We start from the raw sequence: 23,760 nt of genomic DNA, 5'->3' as shown, positions 1-23,760 counted from the left end.
TTTAATCTGTAAACGTCAATAGCCCCCAAATCTGGGGGCTATTTTTTTAGTAGCACTATGGCTAGATGTTAAGAGAATCTGGCTAGGATGAGGCGGCTACCATTGACTGCCAAAAAGCTTGCCACGCTTCAGGTTTACCATAGTAGGCACTCGGCTGTACGGAGCGCCACTGTCCATTTGCCAATTCAATCATCATCGATGGGAATCCCCGTAATTGATACTGAGCCATCAGTTGTTTGCTATTGGCAATCGTGGCCGGTAAATCAGATTTGGCTTGTTGCATAGCGTTGTGCCATTTATCGTGCTCAATACCTAATTGGCTTGCTAACTGAGTCAATACTTCTGGCTCGGCAACGGTTAATCCTAGCTGATAATGGGCTTGCTGAATTTTTTTCAACATCGCAAATCCTAGGCCTTGTAATGCCTCTGCGGCAATGATGGCCTGAGCGGTAAGGTAAGAGTCAACGATGAGCGGTTGTTGACTGGCAATTCGTGAGCGGTACGCTTCACCAAAAACTTGTCCAGTCACTAGGCTAATCTGTTGGTCTGCCTCTAATATATGGGCTCGAAACTCGGCGGCCAATTCGGAGCGTGGCAGCATCCCACCCGGATGTAACTTGAGTGTGATAGTCGGCATTTCAGCCAGTGTGTCTAGTAGTGGGCTAGCACCGAAACACCAGCCACACATTGGGTCAAAAAAGTAGTGTACCTTTACCATTGCATTTTACCCATATGTACTTTTGCGCCAATCTCTAATGCCATTGGTAAACCGGCTTCAGGGTAAAGCTTAAGCATACGTTTGATTAATTGTTGACTATCTTTACTGGTTTGTTTTGCTTGGGCAAAATCCGCTAAATAGCGCTGAGCAAAGCTAATCGCTGAGGCATCTAATTGAGTACCGGCAATCATGTGACCAGGGATCACCACTTCTGGTTTTAAGGCTTGCATGCGCTCAAGCTGCTGTGCCCACGCTTGACGGCTCGCATCGCTTTGCGCATCGGCCATCCATAGGTGAACGTTACCGTAGACCGCCACATTGCCCAAAATGGCTTTGTTGGCTGGGATCCATAAGTAAGGGCGATGGGCTAGCTCACCTTCAGCATCGTGGATCTCAATCGTTTGTCCATCAATGGTCAGTGTTTTACCATGATAAGCGGTCGGCAATACTGGTTTCACTGGCGCGTTAGTCCCCATTTTCGGAGCCCAGAACGCTAATTTGCCATCGAGCTTCTCTTCAATCGTCGCGCGAACTCCCGGAGTGGTGAGGACTTTCGCATCAGGGAATAGCTCATGCAATACTTCCGCGCCAAAATAGTAATCAGGATCTGCTTGGCTAATAAAAATCGTGGTTAGGTTTTTACCTGAATCGATGACTTTAGCGGCAATGCGTAAGGCATCGGCTTTGGTAAAGCCAGTATCAATCACCATGGCTTCTGTTGCGCCGTAAACTAAGGTTGAGTTTACATGAAAGCTATTGCCATCGGCGTTGTATACGTCCAGTGTTAAAGGTTGCTGCGCCGCAAATGCAGTGCTGGTGATCAGTGTGGTTGCGGTCAGTAGAGTCAGTTTTTTCATGATGATTTATCCTAAAATAGAGTATCGAAAGTCGGTTATCGGTTCGGGAGCTATCATACGAATTAGACTTGTTCGGATATATAGCTAATAATTGACATCATTATTTCTTAATTCGAACTAATACGATGGATAAACTGACCGCTGCTCAGGTATTTCTCGACGTTGCGATTACACAAAGCTTCACGGCCACAGCCGATCGACTGGATATTTCGCGCCCGATGGTGACACGGCATATTGAAACCATGGAAAGCTGGTTACAAACGCGATTACTGAATCGAACCACACGTAAGGTGTCGTTAACCACTGCTGGAGAGCAGTGTTTAGAGGCGATTAAACTCTGGGTTGAGCAAGCTCAGCAGTTAGAACATCAATTGATGGATAGCCAGTCGTTAGCGGGAAAAATTCGTATTGCGACCAGCATGTCGTTTGGTTTTGCCCAGCTTATCCCAGCGGTAAAGCCGTTTCTCGCCAAGTATCCACAAGTTGAAATCGATATTGATGTGCAAGATAAGACGGCGGATCTGATTGCTGAGCGGATTGACTTGGCAATTCGGATTGCCGCCGATCCGGATCCCTCGCTAATTGGTCGCCCGATAGCAAAATGTGAGTCGATATTAGTGGCTGCGCCCAGTTATTTAGCTGCGCATCCGGCGATCAGCCAGCCGAGCGATCTCGCTCAACACGCTTGTTTAGGATATAAAAATTTCGAGCGACATATTTGGCATCTCACACAAGGTGAGACATTGCAATCGGTGGAAGTGAGCTGCCGTTTGACCGCTAATGAGGCGACCACTTTGCTTCATGCTGCAGTACATGGCATGGGTATCGCGTTGCAGCCAACGTATTTAACCAGTGGTGCGTTAGCAAAAGGTGAGGTGGTATCGGTTTTAGCCGACTGGCAGCCAAAAAGCATGTCGATTTATGCTTTGTATCCGTCAAGGCGACATTTATCACCGGCGGTCAGGGCGTTGATTGATCATTTAGCGGATTACTTCGCTAGCCATGACTGGCAGGATATTGTTTTATAACTGAAGAGTAGAGTAGGAAAAGAGGTAAGCAGAGCGAGCAATGAGCCAGCTCTGCTTATTAATTAAGCCAGTGCGCCTTGTTGTTGCGCTTGTTGTACCAATGCTTGACGTTGAGCTTCCATTGCTGATTGCACTTCACTTTCCGTATATGTGTCTTCTTCTACTGCCTGTGGGACAAATACATAGAACTTGTTAATGGTCATTTTTGGATCTCAATGTTGGTGTTGGAGTCTAAAAAAATAGAGGACGTTAACTGAGTTAACATCCTCCTTGATGCTTATTTTTTAGGCGTAGATACTAAGGATGAATATATCAATAGTCAACCTTTTCTCTATCCTATGATTTAGACATCGTAAGTCGTAGAAGCGGTGTCACCACCAGTCCCAGTCCAGTTAGTGTGGAAAAACTCACCACGCGGGCGATCGATACGCTCATAGGTATGTGCGCCAAAGTAATCACGCTGGGCTTGCAGCAAGTTCGCCGGTAAACGAGCGGTCGTGTAGCCATCGAGGAAAGTGAGTGCTGAGGTCATGCACGGCATCGGGATGCCTACTTCCATTGATTTCGCCGCGACTTTACGCCATGCGCCCAGGCAGTTATCCAAAATACCTTTGAAGTAAGCATCAGAGCCTAAGAAAGCAATGTCTGGGTTAGCTTCAAACGCATCACGAATATTACCTAGGAAAGCCGAACGAATAATACAGCCACCGCGCCACATTAACGCGACGTTGCCGTAGTTAAGATCCCATCCATTTTCGTTAGAAGCTTCACGCATCAACATAAAGCCTTGTGCATAAGAGATGATCTTCGATGCCAACAAGGCTTGACGAAGTGCATTAACCCATTCTTGCTTATCACCTTCCACTGGAGTGATGGTTTTTGCAAACAGTTGTTCCGCTGCGACACGTTGATCTTTAAGTGCGGATAAGCAGCGAGAGAATACGGACTCAGTGATGAGCGTGAGTGGAATCCCCATGTCTAAGGCATTAATCCCTGTCCATTTACCCGTGCCTTTTTGACCCGCAGTATCAAGGATTTTTTCTACTAATGGTTGACCATCTTGATCTTTGTAGCCAAGGATATCGGCGGTAATTTCCACCAAGTAGCTATCAAGTTCAGTTTTGTTCCACTCGGCGAAGACCTGTTGCATCTCGTCGTGGTTCATTCCCAAGCCATCTTTCATAAACTGATAAGCTTCGGTGATGAGCTGCATATCACCGTATTCGATACCGTTATGAACCATTTTCACAAAGTGGCCAGCACCATCGTTACCTACCCAATCACAACAAGGTTCACCAGCTTCGGTTTTGGCTGAAATACCTTGGAAAATAGGTTTCACCGCTTCCCAAGCTTCTGGTGCGCCACCGGGCATAATGGATGGACCAAAGCGCGCGCCTTCTTCACCACCTGATACGCCAGTACCAATGAAGTGAATGCCTTTTTCCCGTAGCGCGGCCACACGGCGGTTGGTGTCTGGGAAGTTGGTATTACCACCATCGATAATGATGTCACCTTTATCAAGTAAAGGCACTAATTGATCAATAAAGGCATCCACCACCTCTCCGGCGCGGACCATCAGCATGACTTTGCGCGGTGTGGCGAGTTTATCGACCAAGTCTTGTAGTGAGTAAGCACCGACAATCTTGGTGCCTTTGGCTGGGCCTTGTAAGAATTCATCCACTTTCGCGGTAGTACGGTTATAAGCCACCACGTTAAAGCCGTGATCGTTCATATTAAGAATGAGGTTTTGGCCCATCACTGCTAGGCCGATTACACCAATATCACCTTTCATTTATTTCTCTCCTTTTACGCAATCTTTTTCGCTGCGTCTAAATCTAAAAACCACTCGGTTTCACCCGTTGTCGACTGAATTTTTGCTGCTGGATAGGGTAAATCCTCGGCAGGAGTGGTGTGAATTTCATGGACGATGTCTGCTTTGCCTGCGCCAAGCACAAGATAGCTGATCCGTTTCGCCGCTTGTAAAACTTTGGCGGTTTTTGATACTCGCAACTGACCTGATTGAGGATGAGTTGCCACCACGGATAAATGTGGATCATGATAATCGGTTACATCAGGGAACAGTGACGCCGTATGGCCGTCTGCACCGACGCCAAGTAATATCCAATCGAAGACGGGAGTACCGTTCTCGGCAGTCATGTATTGCAGCATTTCAGCGGCAAAGCGCTCAGCTTCGGTGTGTGGATCCGCTTCACCACGGATACGATGAATATTTTGTGCAGGGATCGCCACTTGGCTAAAGAGTAGTGCATTGGCTTCGCCGTAGTTGCTTTCTGGGTCATCTGCCGCAACGCAGCGCTCGTCACCCCACCAAAAATGCAGGTTTTGCCAAACAATCGCATCCGCGTAGGGCGCACTTGCGAGTCGCTGAAAGAGCATTTTTGGCGTGCTACCGCCAGAAAGGGAGATATGTATCGGTTGGTTTTGCTGGCTATAGCGCAGCATTTCATCCGCTAGCGTATCTACCACCTGTTGTGGTGTTTGAAAAATTTTATGATTGATCATAGTTCGCAGTAATCCGTGTCAGTGAGATTCTTACAAGGGAAACGCCATGCGCGACCATCGCGCTCCAGTAGTTGATCGGCTTCTATCGGCCCCCATGTGCCGCAGGCATAACCAAACAATGCTTGTGGATCTTGTTTGAAATCGAGGATTGGTTGCACAAACTTCCAGCACGCTTCCACTGCATCGGTGCGAGCAAATAAGGTGGCATCACCATTGAGCGCATCCAGTAAAAGGCGTTCATAAGCACTGAGCATTTTGGTCTCAGCTAGTGAGGTGTAATGAAAGTTCATCGACACTTCTTTGGCTTTAAAACCAGCGCCCGGTTCTTTTAAACCGAAGCTCATTTGAATGCCTTCGTCCGGTTGAATGCGGATGATCAGCTTATTATCAGGGGCATTTTGGCCAAACACTGGGTGGGGCGTGCGTTTAAAGTGAATAACCACTTCGGTGACGCGGGTTGGCAGGCGTTTACCAGAGCGTACATAAAACGGAACCCCATTCCAACGCCAGTTATTGATGAACATTTTCAGCGCGACATAAGTTTCGGTGCGCGAATCATCGGCCACGCCCGGCTCATCTCGGTAACTCGGTAAGAATTGTCCACGAATCTCTGATTCTGTATATTGACCCAGCACGAGGTTATTACGTAAATCAGCCTCTGAAAGAGGTTGTAAGCTTTGTAAAACCTTGTTCACTTCATTACGGATAGAGTTGGCATTGATTTCCGCTGGTGGTTCCATACTGACCATCGCCAACACTTGCAGTAAGTGGTTTTGGAACATATCCCGCACAGCGCCAGAGCCATCATAATAGCCGCCACGCTCTTCAACCCCTAAAAATTCCGCGCCAGTGATTTCGACATAATCAATAAAATTACGGTTCCACAAGGGTTCAAACATGCCATTGGCAAAACGGAATACTAGGAGGTTTTGTACGGTCTCTTTACCCAAATAATGATCAATACGATAAATCTGGTGTTCGGCAAAGTGACGATGAATTTCAATATCGAGCGCTTGGGCTGATTGTAAATCGTAACCAAAGGGTTTTTCGATGATCAAGCGCTTCCAGCCGTCTTGTTCGTCATTTAAGCCATGAGCCGCGAGACAGGCAGGAATGACGCCATATAAACTCGGTGGAGTGGCGAGATAGAATAAGGTATTACGTTGATCTTGTTGATACTGCTCGGCGAGCTGAGTCAAACGAGTCGATAGTTTGGCATAATCATCCACGTCGGACGTATCAAGTGCTTGATAGTGAAGATGTTCACAAAAGGCATCAAGAATAGCTGGCTCGGTTTGCTCTAATTCACGCAGTGAGCGTTTTAATTTTTCACGATAAGAATCGTCACTGTACTCTGTGCGACTGACACCTAAAATAGTAAAGGATTCAGGTAGTTGCTTACTTGCATATAAATGATACAGAGCAGGCACTAACTTTCGATAGGTTAGGTCGCCCGATGCACCAAAAATTACGATGCAACTGTTTTCAGGTATTACCATCATCTTTCCCTTAAAAACGAGGTACTTAGCATGCGCCAACCCTAGCAGCGCAATACCAAAATAAAAAGTAGGTTTTGACTATTGTTGATATCGTCAAAACCGATATACCTAACCACTTGAGGCGATACGTCCAAGTTGCCTGGTATGGCTTAATCACACTGGTTAGCGTGATTAAGCAAGGAGGGTATTGTCTACGACAATTTGACACACATCAACTATTGATAGCGCAATCGATTAAATATTAACGCTATCACGTAAATAGGTTTTTACGGTCGTGATGTAGGATGAGGGGTCAAAGCTAGCTAATTCTATGTTGGTTAGAAACTGTCGTGCATAATCGAGATACACGTGTTGTTCTAAAAAGAGTAGATAAAGTTTCGGATCAATATGCCCACTGGTGGCCATGGTTGTCATGATTTGCATGGCTTCTTCCAAACTTTTGCCTTTTTTATAAGGGCGATCACTAGAGGTCAGCGCTTCAAACACATCAGCAATCGCCATGATCCGCGCAGGAATCGACAGTTGCTGTTCGTTTAATCCTCGTGGGTAGCCTTTACCGTCCATACGTTCATGGTGACCACCTGCAATGTCAGGCACTTGCTTGAGGTGTTCTGGGTAAGGCAGACTTTTTAACATCACAATGGTCTGTACAATGTGATCGTTAATCATAAAGCGCTCTTCCTCGGTTAAGGTGCCACGGCGCACACTGAGGTTATACAGCTCACCTCGGTTATAGCGCAGCGGTTTGGGCTTAAGCACAAAGCCTTCTTGTTCTATTGTGGCTAGCGGATCGCCATCCCACTTTATTTGATGAACCACTTTATCGGCGAGAACGTTTTCCATCACGGGTAAATCGGGCTTGTTGGTGTGGCGTTGTGCTTCTAACCAAGAGATGCCGATTTGATCATCTAAAGTGCGCTTCCATTGCCGTTGAGCTATCTGTTCAAGGCGGGCGATATCTTGATCCGTCATTGATTCACTGCCGATATTACATTGCGCGACAAAGGCAAAATCATCATCAAGGGCTTGCTGTTGTTCAGAGAGCGTTTTTTGAAGTAAATCAGGGTTGCCTCCGGTGGCGATCCCTTGCCAATAGTCAGCTTCAGCTTGCGTTTTCAATAGTTCAAAGCGCATGCGTACTTCATGAATCCGATCATAAATGGTCTCAAGTTTGGTGGCTTTGTCTACCACGAATTCGGGAGTGGTGACTTTACCGCAATCGTGCATCCAAGCGGCGAGCATTAATTCTTCCCACTGCTCAGCTGATAAGGTGAAATCAGGGAAATAGCGTTTATCTTTAGTGGCAGCTTTAGCCAGCATTTTGGTTAATTCAGGCACTCGTTGACAATGGCCACCTGTATAGGGAGATTTAGTATCAATGGCTGAGGCGATCAAGGTAATAAAGGCATTCAGCATCTGTTTTTGTTGCTGCATTTTATCAATATTATCTTTGGCAATTTCAGCAAAACTAAGCACTTCACGCAGGAACGCATGTTTATCCGCTTGAGCCTTAGTGATGGCGCGTTCGTAACCTAAATTCAACACACCAATCAATTGGCGTGATTTATTGAGCAGCGGGAAGAGATAAATGTCGCTGTTATAGAGCTGTTCTCTGAGTGGGAACAACACATTGTCGTTACGATTCAAATGCACTGTTTGTCCTTGGCGAAGTTCAGCCAATAACCAAGGTGTATTTTGCACCAGTGAATTAATATCAATTTTAAACGGAATGATCGCATGGTTGGCCGCTGTGGTGAAATGTTGCTCCTCGTGACTGTAGGTATAGAGCAAAATCGTTTCAGCTTTGGTGATCAAATAGCTTTGATGAGTAATGGTTTTGGCAAATACCTCAAAGTCTTGATTAGAGGCGGTATCTCGCAGTAGGCGCAGTAAATCGTGTAACGTGTGCTCCATTAATTGGATAGATTTGGTCAAATCCGCCACTTCTTTAATGATGCTTTTTGGATAGCGAGTTTTTTGGAAATCAAAGCGAGAGATATTATCGGTTTGAACAACTAGGTTGCTGAGGGGATGGGCAAGACGCTGGGCAACAAACCAGACGATAATAAAACCTACCCCGAGCATCATAAAAGCAGCCCAGATTTGTTTATTGCGCATGTTTAGTAACGCTGCCAGTAGTTCCTCTTGTGGGGTTGCTTGGGCCAATAATAATTGGACGTGTGGACTTAAAGCAATAGGAGTTAAGGTCACTGACCAGGTTTGTCGATGAAAAGCAACGTCATTAAATATTGTTTGTTGCGCACCACGCTGCGCCACACTAGCAAAGACACTGGTTGATAACTTTTGATGAGTGACTGACGCATCATCAGTTAATGATAGCGGACTATTATGTTCGGCTAGAAGACGAAACTGTTGGTCGAATAGGGCTAATTGAGTGTTAGCCGAGTAAGCAATGGTTGCTAATTGTTGGGATAAGGTATCTAGGGTGAAGTCTGCGCCGACCACGCTATTGTTATCCATTGAGCGACGCGAAAGTGTTACCCCAAAAGTTTGTAGAAAGTGGAAAAAATACGGTTCAGTTAAACGAATTTGCCCATCTTCGCGAGCATTTTGATACCAAGGGCGCTCACGAGGGTCAAAGGTATTGTTATCATGTTCTTGACGACCAACGGTGAGAAAATTCTCATCGAAGAAAATAACAATATCTCGACCATCCGTTTTTGTATGGTTTACGAATAGCGTAGCCTGATCAGGTGCTTGGAAACGTAATCGAGCTTGTGAGTTGAAGAGTGGGCGAATCATAGTGAAGTCGCCTTTGTGATTACCAAAATAGAGCGCAACGAGGTTTTCATTGCGCTCAAAGACTAAACGTAGCGAAGCTAAAAAGTGAGAGCTGTCTGTTGGTGGCTGATCCATTTCAATAAAATGACTTAATGCCATAAAGTCCAGAGTGGTTAAAATCGGCGTCACACTTTGCTGAAAGGCGACTTCAACTTTTTGACTATTTTCATGGATGAGATTATCTGAGATCGTATCCATGAGTTGACGTGAATGATAATAACTTATAGAAATCAAAGTGATACCAATCAGACTAACCAACACCATAAACAGTGTACTGATTTGTATTCGAAGAGAGAAGTAGCGCTTCACCATGACGGTATCCTAAGTTATGCAATGGATTAAGTATTGTCCACGTCTATTAAGTTGCCAAGGTAGTAAATCGATTGTGTGAGTCTAACCTGACTTTATTGAATAGGAATTGGATAGATCAATAGATTCGTAGCGAACTTGTAGAGCGCGTGATTGGTAAGCCGAGGGGAGGACTGGTAAACTGTAAGCTCGCTAAATAAAGGGAGTCGGTTATGAAACTTGCGGTTGATACTCATACACATACCTACGCCAGTGGTCATGCTTATAGTACTTTGATTGAAAATGCTCAAGCGGCGCAGGAAAAGGGACTACAGATGTTCTGTACCACAGATCATGCTCAGTCAATGCCGGGTGCTCCTCACTACTGGTTTTTTGCTAACCAACGTATTTTGCCGCGTTTTTTACATGATGTGGCGATATTGCGTGGTGTTGAAGCCAATATTCTTAATCTTCAAGGAGAGGTTGATCTGCATCCTTCCGTCGATCAACATCTCGATTGGGTGATCGCCAGCTTTCATGAGCCCGTATTTAGACCTAGTGATAAGGCAACCCATACTAAAACGTTAATCAATACCATAAAAAGTCGGCGCGTCGATGCCTTGGGGCATTTGGGTAATCCAAATTTTGATTTTGATTTCGCTGAGGTGGCGGCTTGTGCTGCTGAGTATCATGTGGCGATAGAGATCAATAACAGTACCCTAAAAGGTCACAGTCGAGTGGGCAGTGTGGAACGTTGTTATCAAATCGCTGAACAAGCCAAAAAACACGGCGCTTGGTTGACCACAGGCAGTGACGCCCATTTTTGCCATGATGTCGGTAATCTAGCGTTAGCCAGTGAGTTACTAGACAGTTTAGCTATAGATAGCGCTAAAGTGATTACTCACACACCAGTGCAATTTTTGGATTTTTTAGCATTAAGAGGGCGTAACAGAATTGGTGAGTATCAGGATTATTATTGTTAATGGTTTTAAATATCAGTGAGTGATGCTGTACCCCTTACTTTTTATTCATTAACGATAACAGGTTAGTCAAAGTATTGGATAGCCAATAATAAATACGACAATAACAAGGAAGCAAGTCAATGAAAAAAAGTATCATCAAATCTCATGTGTTGTTAATCGTAGGATTACTGTTGAGTAGCTCAGTATGGGCTACCGATGTTGATTTACGACAGGTGATGCGTCAAATGAGAGCTGAATTTTCTCAGGCGGCGAGCGCGCAAACGGTACAAGAGATGCAAGTACCAGTGACTAAGTTAACTGAGTTAGTGAGTAAAGCTCAGCAAGGTCAATATCCTCCTCGTCGGCATGATGTTTATCAAGAGGGCTTTGCTAAGCTACTAACGGTTTTGGATCAGTTGAGTGATGAGCTTGATAGTGGTCAATTAGAGCAGGCTAAGCTCACCTTGAGAGAGGTTGATCAACTGCGTATGGAATACCATCGAAGACGCTAACCATTTACCTTTTGTTATCATTAAGCCCAAGCTTGTTGCTTGGGCTTAATTTATTCGAGCGTCGGCGGGGTTAATTTGGGTTTTAAATGGGTTAAGACAAAATCGATGAAGACTCTTAATCGTGCAGGCATGTATTTGGTTTGAGCATATTGCATGGCAATCGCCCCGTGGTAGTTACTTTTTATTGTCCAGTTTTTCAGCAGTTGGATAACCTTTCCCTCAGCGATGGCATCTTGAACCACAAAATCGTGGAAGATACCTATACCCAAACCACTTTTTACCGCATTTAAGCGGATCTGGGATTGATTCACCGCGTAGCGACCAGTGACGGCAACGGTATGAAACTCATCCTCTTTAAGAAAGTCCCAAATATGATCGCGTTCGGTTTCGGCTAAATAGAGACAGTCGTGCTCGATGAGTTCAGTAGGATGAGTTGGTACTCCGCGCTGCTGTAAATAATCTGGGCTAGCGCATAACACCAAATTTGTTTTGCACAGTTCACGCATCACTAAATTTTCATCGGGCTTATCGGTCAGCTTAAACGCGACATCAATATTATGACGAAATAAGTCAATTTCCCCGTCTGCAGCGCGTAATTTTAATTGGATATAAGGATATTGCTTAAGAAAAGGCAGTACAAAAGGCTGTAGCACCGAATGCAAAAAAGCTTCAGGGGCGGCAACCGTCAGTGAACCAGATGGCTCACTGTGATCGGCGTCAGATAAGTCAACCGCTTGTTGTGCAGCGTTGATCATCACCAAGCATTGGTCGTAAACCCGTTGTCCTGCTTGAGTGATCACTAACTTTCTCGTGGTACGTTCAAACAGTTTGACATTGAGAGCCAGCTCTAAGCGAGTGATCAGTTTACTGAGCGCTGACGGAGTTACCCCAAGCTTATGGGCGGCGGCAGTAAAACTGCCTTCATTGACGACAAGTATAAACGTCGCAAGATCAGGAAGTAGACTGATAAGTTTGGTGTTAAGCATGATGCCTGTGCTTATCTAATTAAGTGTTAATAATATTAACCCCAACTCCCCGTCGGATCAGGAAGATTGGTTTAGCTTACTTTACAGGGAGCTGTGCGGTTATTTTGAAAAAGCGCATCATTTTGGCAGATTAATGACCAAATCGTCTCTATGTATCATTATTAATATCTACTTTTGTGATTTGTGCCAGAGATTTTGTGGAGGAAATGCAGTTTCAGATAATGCTCATTGATTGAATGGTCATTATTTATATAAAAGGCGATGTAGTGGTTCTTAGTCAATCGACTCTTAATGCTTAGAAAAGAGAGCGGATAGGAACTGGCTCCGTGTATTCAATCGATGGACTATCGTTGAGTAACTCAACAATCGATGATTCCCCTTCGACGACGAGTACCTGTTGGTCATCGAAGCTATCAATTAAGGTGAGTTCCAAGCTTTTCAGTAGTTCGAGCACCACGATTTTTTTGTCAGCATGGTATTTGACATAAAAACGTGCCGTTGACTGGTTTTGTTCGATGGTCTTATCCTCAGCAATATAAGAGGGATCAGTAGCAGTAGGCAGTGAAGATAAACTGGTTATCATCAGTAGTAAGGATGTTAGCATAATGACCTCTCTTCCTTAATTGGTATCTTCTGCCGATTCAAAGCAGCAGGGGTTTTGGCTTATCATTTTTTCGTCCCAATTCGCCAGCCTATCGTTTGTAGTGGTCTGGTTCTGGCGCTGCTTCAGCATTGCTTACACGCTGTGAAAATAACGATCCCCAAGAAAACGTTGATAGCAAATCTAGGGGATCGTGCCATTCTATTGACCTGACGTTTTAGGTCTGGTTAAAGACGTTAACCTCGTGGGCCATTACACCCTGCATCTAAATAATTTTTTGCGGCCAGAGCATTCACTAACCCATAACCAGTACGATTATCTCGGCCAGGGACATCCAAATCCAGCGCCGTTTGGGTTAATGCTTGGCGGATTTGTTTTGCCGAGCACTGTGGATGATAACTCCACACTAAGCCTGCAACGCCTGACACATGCGGTGTTGCCATCGAAGTCCCATTATAGTACTGATAATCTTCACCGGTACGAGTCGATACGGTAATGTCTTGACCGACTAAAGCCGCCAATTCTTGCCCTACGTTACGATTGACACTGACAGACAATAGTGGGTAAGTGTTAAATTGATCGAGAACAAAGGGATTTTGGAGGCCTGGACGTTGCTGATTACTGTAAACAATCGCCGCTAAAGCGCCAGCATTGTTACAGGCTGCAACGGCATTAATTTCCGGACTAACGGATGGCGTTTCATTAGCGATTCGTTCAGTGAGACAAATTTTGCCACGCATATCGCCACATTGATAGCGACCAGAACTCGTATCACACAGCGCTAAAGGTGCGGTATATTGTCCCGCAATCGGTGCCGATTCAAAACCAAAGCCATTATTATTTAAGCGATTATGTGGCACGACACCACGGCGAAAATAATCACGATCTTCAGTGATTATTGTCGATAAAACGCCTTCACCTACGCTGACTGTTGAGAGGACGGCAACTCCTGGCGCCGCGATTTCTACTTGGTTAGTCGCTTGAGAGAACGAAGCATGATCGTAATTGCTGTCAACGGCAGCGACAGACATCACTGAATCATAAGAGGCAGGATAACTGTGCGCGGTATTACCGGAGTTACCCGCAGCAGCAATCATTAATACTCCTCGCTCATACAATGCGTCCATCGCATTTTGTTCGGTGCGGCTTGATTGACTGCCCCCTAAGCTCATATTGACAATATTTGCCCCATTATCCGCACAAGTTTGAATCGCTCGCACTAGCGTCGATGAATATCCCCAACCTGACTCATTGAATACTTTGACAATATGTAGGTTAACATTTTGATTTGGTAGTAAGCCTTTTACACCTTCGTTGTTGGCGATGGCGGCAATCGTGCCTGCGACATGGGTACCATGGGCATTGTTGCTACCTGGAATGTACCATTGTCCTGTTCCTCGATCGTTCGTTCCAGTGACTCGGTTACCGCTCAAATCGTTATGGGCGAGGTCGTAACCAGAATCAATAATACAAATGGTTTGATTGCCAGCTTGGCTATCTTCTAATTGATCGGCTTTCACGGCAAAGTAACCCCAAGGTGTGGTTTCACTCATTAAAAAGCGCGGTGGGTCGATTTCTACATACTCGATATCGGGACGTGAACGGAGGGCTTCAACGCGCTCTTCTGCAAGTTTCGCGCTGTATAAAGCATCATGACCAATAGGTTCAATATCACTGGCTTGTATCTGTGATAATAGAGCTTGCTGACCAATTCGTGGGCCCCAGAATGGGTTATTAGCCATCGAGAATGGCTGTTCATCTTGTTTAAATTTGACAATATAACGAGTAGGAATACTCGCTTCATCAAATGCCAACGTTGGGTGAGCCATCGCGGAAGTCGCACTACCGGCGACAATCGCTATTGTACCTAGTTTAACGTAACGTTTTAATTGGTTTTTTTTTATCATTTGCCCTGTCCTTTTTGAGCGATATTTTTGCAGGTTGATCATCCTATATTACCCAGTTGACTTGCAGCTACTACACTATTTGGTTCGCTCACTCCAATCGTGTTGTTACTGATACTCATGGAGAATCATGGATTTGCCAGTTGTCAGCAACGTCAAGTCGGTTGGCCAGATCGTATAATCAACCGCTAACATTTCATATTTCAATCGTGTCACTGCGCGAGATTTCATAATCAAGACTAATGACTTGATCACGTATAGCGCAAAATAATTAAACAGAAAAGAAAATAATTATAATTAGCATTTTTATTGAAATAAGATCACAAAATAAACGAAATAAGTTAATGGAATCTTATTAACCCACTGATATTTATGTGGTTATTTGGTTTTTTGTCAGAATGGTATCGGTATGAAAATAAATGACGATAGGAGAATCGTGAATTTGACCTTAGTGCCACAATTTTTATCAGTCACTACTTATTGTCATATAACTCAGGTTAATATGTTTTAATTCACTAATCAGATAATGATGTACTAATTATCTACCGTATACACATGGGGTATAAATATGAATATATTAACGTTTCTTTTAAGTGTAACTTTACCTATTGGTACATCGGTTACTCCTACTCCCACTTTTGCTATTCCTGAAACTGTGCAGGCAAACTACTCAGTGGCTCCTACAGGTAGACAAACTTATACCTATGTGCGTTGCTGGTATCGTACTAGCCATAGTACTGACGATCCGGCAACGGATTGGCAATGGGCGACAAATAATGATGGCAGTTATTTTACCTTGCCAGGATACTGGTGGAGCTCGGTTGGGTTAAAAAATATGTTTTATACTCAGACCTCACAAAATACCATTCGTCAGCGCTGCGAACACACTTTAAGCATTAATCATGATAATGCGGATATTACTTTTTATGCGGCGGATAATCGTTTCTCATTAAACCATACGATTTGGTCGAATGATCCTGTCATGCAGGCTAATCAAATAAACAAGATCGTCGCCTTCGGTGATAGTTTATCGGATACGGGCAATATTTTTAATGCCGCGCAGTGGCGTTTCCCGAATCCAAATAGCTGGTTTTTAGGACATTTTTCTAATGGGTTGGTTTGGACAGAATACCTTGCTCAGTCTAAAAATATGCCAGTCTATAACTGGGCGGTTGGTGGTGCTGCCGGAGCGAATCAATATGTGGCTTTAACTGGAGTGACTGGACAAGTAGATTCTTATTTACAGTACATGGGTAAAGCACAAAATTACCGTCCGGAAAATACCTTATATACGTTGGTCTTCGGTCTCAATGATTTTATGAATTATAACCGAGACGTTGCGGAGGTTGCGGCTGATTTTACGAAAGCATTACAACGTTTAACGCAATCTGGCGCGCAAAATATCTTAATGATGACGTTACCGGATGTAACTAAAGCTCCGCAGTTTAGATATTCGACACCAGCTGAAATCGATTTGATTCAAGGTAAAATCAATGCGCTGAACACCAAGTTAAAACAGTTAGCAGCACAATATATTTTACAAGGTTACGCTATTCATCTGTTTGATACTCACGCACTATTTGATTCAATGGTCGCTGAACCGGAAAAGCATGGCTTTACCAATGCCAGTGAACCTTGCTTGAATCTCACCCGTTCTTCTGCGGCGGATTATTTATATCGTCATCCGATCACCAATACCTGTGCTCGTGATGGTGCAGACAAATTTGTATTTTGGGATGTCACCCATCCAACCACAGCGACTCATCGCTATATTTCGCAAACGCTGTTAGCGCCGGGTAATGGATTACAATATTTTAATTTTTAATATTCTCAGTATCTATCATTATCGCTAAGCTCGATGTAGCCTGAAGATCGTTTGTATCTTCAGGCTTTTTTATTGGATCGCTTATACCCTTCCGACTTGAAGCTGCAGGGGTGTTGGCTACGTTCGTTCGCCCCAATCACATAGTCTATCTATGCTCATGGGGACTCACTCACTTGCCGCCTACCTGCAACTCCAAGTTGTTTGGGTATATGTTGTGGTTGACTACTTTTAACTGTCTTCATTAGTTAATAATGCTTATTTGTGAATTGAGTTCATGAATGGTTTTCCGCAAAGCGAGATAATCCCATCCATAGGCTTCTATTACACTAACTATCTAATCTGCTGGAGATAACGGCAACCAATAAGGAAAATGCAATGTCTTGTGATTTTTATCAACAAATACGCCAACAGCTGGATGATGTTAAAACGGAAGGCCTCTATAAATCTGAACGCGTGATCACCTCACAGCAACAAGCGGCGGTTTCTATCTCAACCAGTCAAGAAGTACTTAACTTTTGTGCCAATAATTATCTTGGTTTGGCGAACCATCCGGCTTTGATTGAAGCGGGTCAACAAGGTATGGCGACGCATGGTTTCGGGATGGCTTCAGTACGTTTTATCTGTGGTACGCAAGATATCCATAAGCAGCTTGAAGAGAAGCTGTCTGCTTTCCTTGGCAAAGAAGACACCATTCTTTATACCTCGTGCTTTGATGCGAATACCGGGCTATTTGAAACGCTACTTGATAAAGAAGATGCCATCATCTCTGATGCGCTTAATCACGCTTCGATCATTGATGGCGTTCGTTTATGTAAAGCGATGCGTTTTCGTTATAGCAATAACAACATGCAAGAGTTGGAGCAGCAGCTGATTGCTGCTGACCAAGCGGGCGCACGGCATAAGCTGATTGTCACCGATGGTGTTTTCTCTATGGACGGCGTAGTGGCGAACTTGCCAGCGATTTGTGATTTAGCGGATAAATACCATGCTTTGGTGATGGTGGATGATTCCCATGCGGTGGGCTTTATGGGCGCAAATGGCCGTGGTACGCATGAATATCATAACGTTATCGACAGAATTGATATTATTACCGGAACGCTAGGCAAAGCCATGGGCGGCGCTTCTGGTGGTTATACTTCCGGTAAGAAAGAAGTGATTGATTGGTTACGTCAGCGTTCACGTCCTTATCTCTTCTCAAACTCCGTGGCACCAGCGATTGTCGCCGCTTCTCTGCGTGTCTTGGATCTGTTAGCTGAAAGTGGTGAATTACGCGATAAACTGTGGAGTAACGCGGCGTATTTCCGCTCTCGTATGGAAGCGGCGGGGTTTACCATGGGCGGCGCTGATCATGCGATCATCCCGATTATGCTTGGTGATGCGAAAGTGGCTGCTGAGTTTGCTGAGCGTGCATTAGTCAAAGGCATTTACGTGATTGGTTTTTCTTTCCCGGTGGTGCCAAAAGGTCAGGCGCGTATCCGCACGCAAATGTCAGCGGCTCACAGTCGTGAGCAGCTCGATAGAGCGATTGATGTCTTTATTCAAGTCGGCCATGAGATGGGGCTTATCAAATGAAAATCAAAGCATTAGCCAAGTTAAAACCAGAGCAAGGCATCTGGATGACCGAAGTCGATATGCCAGAGCTGGGTCATAATGACTTACTGATTAAAATCAAAAAGACCGCCATTTGTGGTACCGATGTGCATATTTACAACTGGGATGAATGGTCACAAAAAACCATCCCTGTGCCGATGGTGGTGGGCCATGAATACGTTGGTGAAGTGGTTGGTATTGGTCAAGAAGTTCGCGGTTTTGAGATAGGGGATCGCGTTTCAGGTGAAGGGCATATTACTTGTGGTCACTGCCGTAATTGCCGCGGCGGTCGTACTCACCTTTGCCGCAATACCATTGGCGTAGGGGTGAACCGCACCGGTTCATTCTCAGAGTATTTAGTGATCCCAGCGTTTAACGCGTTTAAGATCCCCGATGGTATTTCTGATGATCTTGCGTCTATCTTTGACCCGTTTGGTAATGCGGTGCACACGGCTTTATCGTTTGATTTAGTGGGCGAAGATGTGCTGATAACTGGAGCAGGTCCAATCGGTATTATGGCGGCGGCGGTGGCGAAACATGTTGGCGCGCGCCACGTGGTAATCACTGATGTGAATGAATACCGCCTAGATTTAGCGCGCAAAATGGGCGTAACGCGAGCGGTTAATGTGGCGGAGCAAAAGCTTGAAGATGTGATGAATGAACTCGGCATGACAGAAGGCTTTGATGTCGGCCTTGAAATGTCTGGAGTGCCAAGTGCGTTTAGTTCGATGCTGCAAACCATGAATCATGGCGGACGCGTCGCTCTGCTAGGCATTCCACCTTCATCGATGGCGATTGATTGGAATCAAGTGATTTTTAAAGGCTTAGTCATCAAAGGCATTTACGGTCGCGAAATGTTCGAAACGTGGTACAAGATGGCGAGCCTGATTCAATCTGGCTTAGATTTAACGCCAATTATCACCCACCACTTCAAGGTCGATGATTTCCAACAGGGTTTCGATGCCATGCGTAGCGGGGCTTCTGGCAAAGTCATCCTTGATTGGCAAGCGTAAATTTTCTTGCCTAACGTTGTCCGTATTAACTAAAAAGGAGCTGATGGAGCTCCTTTTTTAATGCGTTGATTGAAATATATTCTTCTACCTGTAGTTAGCAAGTACAGTGTCGACATGACCCTGCTCTCGGAATTGTGCCATTTGCTGGTTAAATTCAGGGAGTAGGCTGTTAAAAGGTGAACTCTTGCCAATACATAAGGAAAATTCTACTTCAGTCAGTATGATTGGCAGCTCGATAATCAATCCTTGCAGATTTAACTGAGCCATTAAATAGTCCGCTACGATTTTGTCCGTGGCGATAACATCTCCTCTACCATGAGCCAACATGGTTAAGGTATTGGATAAGTTTGAGGTTAATAACCGGCGAAATTTATCTTCAGGAAAATGCTGATTACCCCAATTATTACCTTGATAATCCAGAATTAAAAAAGGGCTTAGATCTTCCGTTGTTTGGATATGCTCAATCTGATCAAGATTGCGGTTAGTTGGGTTAACAAACAAGTTCATGGGGCCAACAATAACAGGTGTACTCGATACATTAGTGTATTCCTGCCGCGCTTGTGTGGCGACGGTGATAAAAGCGTCAGCTTCTCCCATTTGGACCATTTTCTGCGCTCTGGCCCATGGATAGCCTCTGTGAAGTACGGAAATACCCATTTTATCTTGTAAAACCTGATCGGCAATATCGATAAAAATCCCCGCCATGTTACCGTTTTCATCTCGAAAAGAGTAAGGCGGAAAAGAGTCATAATAAACAATCGTCATCGAGGGTTTGGCAAACGTGGATGCGCTTGTTAAGGATAAAACCAGTAGAACCCATATTCTATTCGACATAATCCATGCTCATTAATAATAGTCTTGTTATTATAGTGAATTCTGAACAACGCATAGTGCGTTATAGGTTATCCAAACCATCGCTCAGATGAAAAATGAAACAGTGAAGTCATAGGTGCGAGAGGTAGGTTTGAGAGGTGATAGTGCAATCTGCGTTGCAAGATGAAACTGTTGCATATCGCCTGGTTGATTAAGAAGTCGTGGCTTGCGTTAAGTTATATAACTAATGTGCGTTAACCACTCCGGTTTGGTTAAAGCACATCGGCTCGATACGGTAGCTTTCGGTGGCAATGAATCCGTTAGCAAGCGATCTGATTATCCAGCACTTCAAACTGAGTTTTATCCCATTCAGTGAGATTATCGGTGACTTTGCCAATCAATGGCAGTAAACGTCCGGCGTCTCTTTCTTTGAAAGGGTGATTAGTGATCACAGCAAATCCAGCAATGCAGCATTTACCGCCCTTGGCTTGAATGAATTGAGCCAGTGTTCGCACCGCTTCTTCGCTGTAAGATTCAATTTTATAGATATGGCCCATAATGCTTTCCTCTAAAGGTAGTATTCAGCATGATGACGAGTGAGCGCTGAATTATTTTTATTAAGCATATTTGGTGCCAGTTTATATCGATTGAAGACGATTGATATCAGACCTATCTGATCGTTAGCTAAGAAGATTCAACAATCGCGGTTTCATCAATCTCGTATTTGCGGATCTTACGCCACAAGGTAGTGCGGCCAACCCCCAGAGCTTTGGCGGTTTGTTGTAAGTGACCTTGATGATGTTTTAACGCATGAATAATGGCGTTTTTTTCTATTAACTCAAGGCGTTGAATGGGCTGCGCTTGGTCCGTGCGTCGGCGTATTCTATCGGGCAGATCGCCAAGGCGGATAATACGATGCGTCGAGCTCAGTAGCACTTTATCCATCACACTCAGTAATTCACTGCGATTGCCGGGCCAGCTATAATCCAGTAGTGTTTGCAAAGCCTCTGCGGTAAGCGTGCAATTCGCTCGCTGAACAATATGTGCAATTAAGGTGCGGGTATAATCAATAGCTTCGCGCTGCGGTGGAATACATATCTCAATGCCCTGCATCGCGTAATACAATTGACGGCTAAATACCCCTGATTCGACTAACTTATCTAAATCAGCACTACTGGTGCTAATCACCCGCACATTAACCGGAATCACCTGCTGGCTGTGTAAGCGAGTGAGAAATCCGGTTTTTAAAATCGCCAACAAGCTAGCTTGTAAATGAGGTGGCAGGTATTCGATGTGTTCTAAAATCAGCGTGCCATTGTAAGCCAGTTCAAATTTCGATGGTTGGCTTTGCTGGTCATCCCCGAGTAGTGCTTGTGCTAATTGTTCCGCTTGTAAAGCTGCACAATCAATAATCATCAGTGGTGCGAGGCGCTGCTGGCTTTTATGATGAATAGCCAACGCGAGCGAGAGTTTACCGACGCCATCTTCACCTTGCAGTAGTACCGGCACTGAGACTTTGGCCGCTTTTTCAATGCGTTGCTGACATGGGTGGCCTTCCAATAACCACAAGTTTTCGCTCGGCTGCCAATAGTCGCCGCCAATAAGATGACGTTCATGCTGTTGAGGGAGTGGTTCACTGGGATGAAACAGCGCCATCACTTCACCACTGCTGAGTGGCTTAAGTGAGAGGATCACTTTCAGCAATTGTTGCTGACAATCCACCATGACTTCGACTTTTTCTAGTTTAGTTCTGTCGGCTAACGCTTGCTCTACCACGGGCGGAAAATGAAATAACGCCTCAATATGGAGGCCAATATGACTTTCATCTAAACCTAGCCATTGCCGAGCACAGTGATTAATGTACTGCACATAGCCAGACGCTTGCCAAGTGACCACGCCTTGCTCTATTCCTTCCAATAGTACATCACGCTGGGTTAATAAGGTATTGGCTTGGGTCAGGCGCAGCTCTGAACTGAGTAGGGTTTCAATCTCCCGGGCGGCACTCTCGATTAATGCATCAATCATCATACTATGTTGTTGGGTTTCGCTGATCAGAGTCAAGCTGGCTAGCAACTCGCCCATGGGATCAAAAATGGGTACTGCCGAGAAAAACCAAGGATGCAGCGCTTTACTGAGATGTTCGGCTCCGTTTGACAGTTGCGCTTGATGCGTGATTAAACAGCGCTCGATAGCATGATTGCCGATCCGTTTATCTGTCCAATCGGATCCGACGCTTAAGCCGAGATTTGACAGCGCTTGGCTAAGCCTTGCCGCCCCTTGTAGGTGTAAGGTAATCCCTTGTGCATTGGTTATGCAAAATAACCAATTGGGGTCGCGAAGTTTTTCGGTGATGGCATCTAAGACTCTTTGGGTAAAACAGAGTAAATTTTGCTGTGATTGCAAAGTCTCGTTAAGCGTTGAGCCTCGTAGCGTTCTTGGCGGTTGCCAAGATTTAGCTTGGCAACATTGGCTTGCTTGCTGCCACTGTTGATAGAGCTCAGCATGCTGGCCTTTAACCGGTAACCAGCCAGTATCGACAAAAATTTTCCATTGTTTATAGGTATCGGCAACCATAAATACATCTGCGGCTAGGGAGGCTGAGGATATGGTAACAAGAAGCTCGTCAAAAAACGAATCCCCCAAGCAAGATGGGGGATAAATAGTACCGTTAGGCGGTGGTTAAGGCATGGGTGGTAAGGATCGCGGCATACACTTGGTCGGCACTCACGGGAAATGGCATGTTATGAATGGTCTCGCCTTCGGCGCAGGCCATTTCTGACACCGCCATGATTTGTGGCAAATCGATAGTGGTGACGCCCATTTCGTGTAAATTAGTCGGTAAGCCTACTTGACGGCAGAAAGCCAACACTTGGGCGAACTCTTCTTTAGGGGCATTCTCTAATACCAGTTGTACTAGGGTACTGAACGCGACTTTTTCACCATGATAAAGGTGGTGACACTCTTCTAATACCGTTAAACCGTTATGAATCGCATGGGCTGCCGCCAGTCCGCAGCTTTCAAAGCCGATTCCGCTTAAATACGTATTAGCTTCGATAATGTTTTCCATCGCTTGAGTCACCAGACCTTGTTTACCAGCCATCATCGCGCTGTAGCCATCTTCTAATAGCGTTTGATAACAGGTTTGAGCAATCGCAAAAGCGGCTTTGGTGGCGAGGCCTCCTGCCATGGTCGCCTTACCAGAGGCAATGGTTGCCCGCGCTTCAAAGTAAGTGGCGAGTGCATCACCCATTCCTGCCACCAATAAACGTACCGGAGCTTTGGCAACGATTTCGCTATCGACCAACACCATATTCGGATTGGCAGGGAAGAATAGATATTCGCTGAACTCACCTTGTTCGGTGTAGATCACCGCCAGTGAGCTGGTTGGCGCATCAGTTGAGGCGATGGTAGGAATGATCACCACAGGCAAACCCAAGTAGTAAGCGACACTTTTCGCGGTATCAAGCGCCTTGCCGCCACCGATGCCCATAATCACTTGCGCTTGCGCTTGATCCTCTTTGGCGACCTGAACTAAGCGCTCAATTTCATTACGGCTACATTGACCGTGAAAAGGCGATAAGGTGAGATGCATGTCGAGGCCAGCAAACTGAGTGGCTAGGCTGTCTTCAACCAGCGGGAGTACCATAGGGTCAGTGATGGCGAAAGCCCGTTGACCAAAGCCCGTGACATGGCGAGCCACTTGATGGATAGCGCCTTTACCTTGAATGTATTTACTGGGCGAGATTAAGATTTTTTCCACGTTATTGATCCTTATTCTATGTATGAATCATTTTTATAGTGAGCCTGACGGTGAGAAGAGATGCCAAGCTCGGTTGGCT

The 23,760-nt window shown here is 45.1% G+C and carries 19 protein-coding genes and 1 pseudogene; 6 read left to right on the top strand and 14 right to left on the bottom strand.

What is annotated here, in order from left to right:
* Window positions 1-82: 82 nt before the first annotated feature.
* Both BSR11_RS12975 and BSR11_RS12970 read right to left on the bottom strand, forming a co-directional pair.
* Window positions 83-718 (bottom strand): DsbA family protein, encoded by a 636-nt coding sequence (locus BSR11_RS12975; RefSeq protein WP_072670768.1) that lies wholly within the window; start codon window positions 716-718, stop codon window positions 83-85.
* Window positions 712-1,575 carry an MBL fold metallo-hydrolase gene (locus BSR11_RS12970; protein ID WP_072670767.1) on the bottom strand — a complete coding sequence of 288 codons (864 nt, stop codon included), beginning with the start codon at window positions 1,573-1,575 and terminating at the stop codon, window positions 712-714. The genes BSR11_RS12975 and BSR11_RS12970 overlap by 7 nt, the downstream gene beginning before the upstream one ends.
* A 125-nt stretch (window positions 1,576-1,700) precedes the next feature.
* Between BSR11_RS12970 and BSR11_RS12965 the strand changes: the two genes are divergently transcribed.
* Window positions 1,701-2,603, top strand: a complete 903-nt coding sequence (locus BSR11_RS12965; protein WP_072670766.1) for a LysR family transcriptional regulator — start codon at window positions 1,701-1,703, stop codon at window positions 2,601-2,603.
* A 62-nt stretch (window positions 2,604-2,665) separates the two neighbouring features.
* Here BSR11_RS12965 and BSR11_RS17325 read toward each other — a convergent pair whose 3' ends face one another.
* From BSR11_RS17325 to BSR11_RS12945, 5 genes are all read right to left on the bottom strand, one after another.
* The gene (locus BSR11_RS17325; protein ID WP_167363661.1) at window positions 2,666-2,806 is read right to left on the bottom strand and encodes a hypothetical protein; all 141 of its coding nucleotides are present in this window, start codon (window positions 2,804-2,806) and stop codon (window positions 2,666-2,668) included.
* 140 nt (window positions 2,807-2,946) lie between these two features.
* A complete protein-coding gene (gene gnd, locus BSR11_RS12960; protein WP_072670765.1) occupies window positions 2,947-4,395 on the bottom strand; it encodes a decarboxylating NADP(+)-dependent phosphogluconate dehydrogenase in 1,449 nt (482 codons plus the stop codon).
* Between the two features lie 14 nt (window positions 4,396-4,409).
* Window positions 4,410-5,126: a 6-phosphogluconolactonase gene (pgl, locus tag BSR11_RS12955; protein ID WP_072670764.1), complete on the bottom strand. Its 717-nt coding sequence runs from the start codon at window positions 5,124-5,126 to the stop codon at window positions 4,410-4,412.
* On the bottom strand, window positions 5,123-6,625 hold the full coding sequence (zwf, locus tag BSR11_RS12950; protein WP_072670763.1) for a glucose-6-phosphate dehydrogenase: 1,503 nt from the start codon (window positions 6,623-6,625) through the stop codon (window positions 5,123-5,125). The genes pgl and zwf overlap by 4 nt, the downstream gene beginning before the upstream one ends.
* Window positions 6,626-6,859: 234 nt before the next feature.
* Entirely contained in the window at window positions 6,860-9,739 is a 2,880-nt protein-coding gene (locus BSR11_RS12945; protein WP_072670762.1) for an HD domain-containing phosphohydrolase, read from the bottom strand.
* 209 nt (window positions 9,740-9,948) lie between these two features.
* Here BSR11_RS12945 and BSR11_RS12940 point away from each other — a divergent pair, with 209 nt between their 5' ends.
* Both BSR11_RS12940 and BSR11_RS12935 read left to right on the top strand, forming a co-directional pair.
* Window positions 9,949-10,698, top strand: coding sequence for a phosphatase (locus BSR11_RS12940; RefSeq protein ID WP_072670761.1), 750 nt, complete (start codon window positions 9,949-9,951; stop codon window positions 10,696-10,698).
* Window positions 10,699-10,817: 119 nt separating this feature from the next.
* Window positions 10,818-11,189, top strand: coding sequence for a cytochrome b562 (locus tag BSR11_RS12935; RefSeq protein WP_072670760.1), 372 nt, complete (start codon window positions 10,818-10,820; stop codon window positions 11,187-11,189).
* Window positions 11,190-11,239: 50 nt separating this feature from the next.
* Here the strand turns inward: BSR11_RS12935 and BSR11_RS12930 are convergent, their stop codons facing one another.
* The 3 genes and pseudogenes from BSR11_RS12930 to BSR11_RS12920 form a co-directional block, all read right to left on the bottom strand.
* Window positions 11,240-12,175 (bottom strand): LysR family transcriptional regulator, encoded by a 936-nt coding sequence (locus BSR11_RS12930; RefSeq protein ID WP_072670759.1) that lies wholly within the window; start codon window positions 12,173-12,175, stop codon window positions 11,240-11,242.
* Window positions 12,176-12,470: 295 nt separating this feature from the next.
* Complete coding sequence (locus BSR11_RS12925) at window positions 12,471-12,779, bottom strand: hypothetical protein (protein WP_072670758.1); 309 nt, start codon at window positions 12,777-12,779, stop codon at window positions 12,471-12,473.
* Window positions 12,780-13,015: 236 nt separating this feature from the next.
* Window positions 13,016-14,683 (bottom strand): annotated as a pseudogene (locus BSR11_RS12920) (S8 family serine peptidase); the annotation flags it as partial.
* 565 nt (window positions 14,684-15,248) lie between these two features.
* On the opposite strand from BSR11_RS12920, the gene BSR11_RS12915 reads away from it, so the two are divergent.
* The 3 genes from BSR11_RS12915 (at window position 15,249) to tdh (ending at window position 19,108) form a co-directional block, all read left to right on the top strand.
* Window positions 15,249-16,505, top strand: coding sequence for an SGNH/GDSL hydrolase family protein (locus BSR11_RS12915; RefSeq protein ID WP_072670756.1), 1,257 nt, complete (start codon window positions 15,249-15,251; stop codon window positions 16,503-16,505).
* A gap of 375 nt (window positions 16,506-16,880) precedes the next feature.
* Window positions 16,881-18,077, top strand: coding sequence for a glycine C-acetyltransferase (locus BSR11_RS12910; RefSeq protein ID WP_072670755.1), 1,197 nt, complete (start codon window positions 16,881-16,883; stop codon window positions 18,075-18,077).
* Window positions 18,074-19,108 (top strand): L-threonine 3-dehydrogenase, encoded by a 1,035-nt coding sequence (tdh, locus tag BSR11_RS12905; RefSeq protein WP_004396757.1) that lies wholly within the window; start codon window positions 18,074-18,076, stop codon window positions 19,106-19,108. Before BSR11_RS12910 ends, tdh begins: the two co-directional genes overlap by 4 nt.
* A gap of 84 nt (window positions 19,109-19,192) precedes the next feature.
* On the opposite strand, the gene BSR11_RS12900 is transcribed toward tdh, so the two are convergent.
* From BSR11_RS12900 to BSR11_RS12885, 4 genes are all read right to left on the bottom strand, one after another.
* Window positions 19,193-19,942 (bottom strand): substrate-binding periplasmic protein, encoded by a 750-nt coding sequence (locus BSR11_RS12900; RefSeq protein WP_072670754.1) that lies wholly within the window; start codon window positions 19,940-19,942, stop codon window positions 19,193-19,195.
* Window positions 19,943-20,241: 299 nt separating this feature from the next.
* Window positions 20,242-20,478 (bottom strand): hypothetical protein, encoded by a 237-nt coding sequence (locus BSR11_RS12895; RefSeq protein WP_072670753.1) that lies wholly within the window; start codon window positions 20,476-20,478, stop codon window positions 20,242-20,244.
* Between the two features lie 127 nt (window positions 20,479-20,605).
* Window positions 20,606-22,495: a sigma 54-interacting transcriptional regulator gene (locus BSR11_RS12890; RefSeq protein ID WP_072670752.1), complete on the bottom strand. Its 1,890-nt coding sequence runs from the start codon at window positions 22,493-22,495 to the stop codon at window positions 20,606-20,608.
* A gap of 94 nt (window positions 22,496-22,589) precedes the next feature.
* Complete coding sequence (locus tag BSR11_RS12885; RefSeq protein WP_072670751.1) at window positions 22,590-23,681, bottom strand: glycerol dehydrogenase; 1,092 nt, start codon at window positions 23,679-23,681, stop codon at window positions 22,590-22,592.
* Between the last annotated feature and the right edge of the window lie 79 nt (window positions 23,682-23,760).

Source organism: Vibrio injensis (genome assembly GCF_001895205.1).
Classification (GTDB): domain Bacteria; phylum Pseudomonadota; class Gammaproteobacteria; order Enterobacterales; family Vibrionaceae; genus Vibrio; species Vibrio injensis.
Note: the sequence above shows the minus strand (reverse complement) of the source record. Positions and strands in the feature narration are given on the sequence as shown.

Excerpts from the sequence above, each read along its gene's own strand:
- BSR11_RS12975 (WP_072670768.1), bottom strand. The coding sequence starts at position 718 with ATGGTAAAGGTACACTACTTTTTTGACCCAATGTGTGGCTGGTGTTTC.
- BSR11_RS12970 (WP_072670767.1), bottom strand. The coding sequence starts at position 1,575 with ATGAAAAAACTGACTCTACTGACCGCAACCACACTGATCACCAGCACT.
- BSR11_RS12965 (WP_072670766.1), top strand. The coding sequence starts at position 1,701 with ATGGATAAACTGACCGCTGCTCAGGTATTTCTCGACGTTGCGATTACA.
- BSR11_RS17325 (WP_167363661.1), bottom strand. The coding sequence starts at position 2,806 with ATGACCATTAACAAGTTCTATGTATTTGTCCCACAGGCAGTAGAAGAA.
- gnd (WP_072670765.1), bottom strand. The coding sequence starts at position 4,395 with ATGAAAGGTGATATTGGTGTAATCGGCCTAGCAGTGATGGGCCAAAAC.
- pgl (WP_072670764.1), bottom strand. The coding sequence starts at position 5,126 with ATGATCAATCATAAAATTTTTCAAACACCACAACAGGTGGTAGATACG.
- zwf (WP_072670763.1), bottom strand. The coding sequence starts at position 6,625 with ATGGTAATACCTGAAAACAGTTGCATCGTAATTTTTGGTGCATCGGGC.
- BSR11_RS12945 (WP_072670762.1), bottom strand. The coding sequence starts at position 9,739 with ATGGTGAAGCGCTACTTCTCTCTTCGAATACAAATCAGTACACTGTTT.
- BSR11_RS12940 (WP_072670761.1), top strand. The coding sequence starts at position 9,949 with ATGAAACTTGCGGTTGATACTCATACACATACCTACGCCAGTGGTCAT.
- BSR11_RS12935 (WP_072670760.1), top strand. The coding sequence starts at position 10,818 with ATGAAAAAAAGTATCATCAAATCTCATGTGTTGTTAATCGTAGGATTA.
- BSR11_RS12930 (WP_072670759.1), bottom strand. The coding sequence starts at position 12,175 with ATGCTTAACACCAAACTTATCAGTCTACTTCCTGATCTTGCGACGTTT.
- BSR11_RS12925 (WP_072670758.1), bottom strand. The coding sequence starts at position 12,779 with ATGCTAACATCCTTACTACTGATGATAACCAGTTTATCTTCACTGCCT.
- BSR11_RS12915 (WP_072670756.1), top strand. The coding sequence starts at position 15,249 with ATGAATATATTAACGTTTCTTTTAAGTGTAACTTTACCTATTGGTACA.
- BSR11_RS12910 (WP_072670755.1), top strand. The coding sequence starts at position 16,881 with ATGTCTTGTGATTTTTATCAACAAATACGCCAACAGCTGGATGATGTT.
- tdh (WP_004396757.1), top strand. The coding sequence starts at position 18,074 with ATGAAAATCAAAGCATTAGCCAAGTTAAAACCAGAGCAAGGCATCTGG.
- BSR11_RS12900 (WP_072670754.1), bottom strand. The coding sequence starts at position 19,942 with ATGTCGAATAGAATATGGGTTCTACTGGTTTTATCCTTAACAAGCGCA.
- BSR11_RS12895 (WP_072670753.1), bottom strand. The coding sequence starts at position 20,478 with ATGGGCCATATCTATAAAATTGAATCTTACAGCGAAGAAGCGGTGCGA.
- BSR11_RS12890 (WP_072670752.1), bottom strand. The coding sequence starts at position 22,495 with ATGGTTGCCGATACCTATAAACAATGGAAAATTTTTGTCGATACTGGC.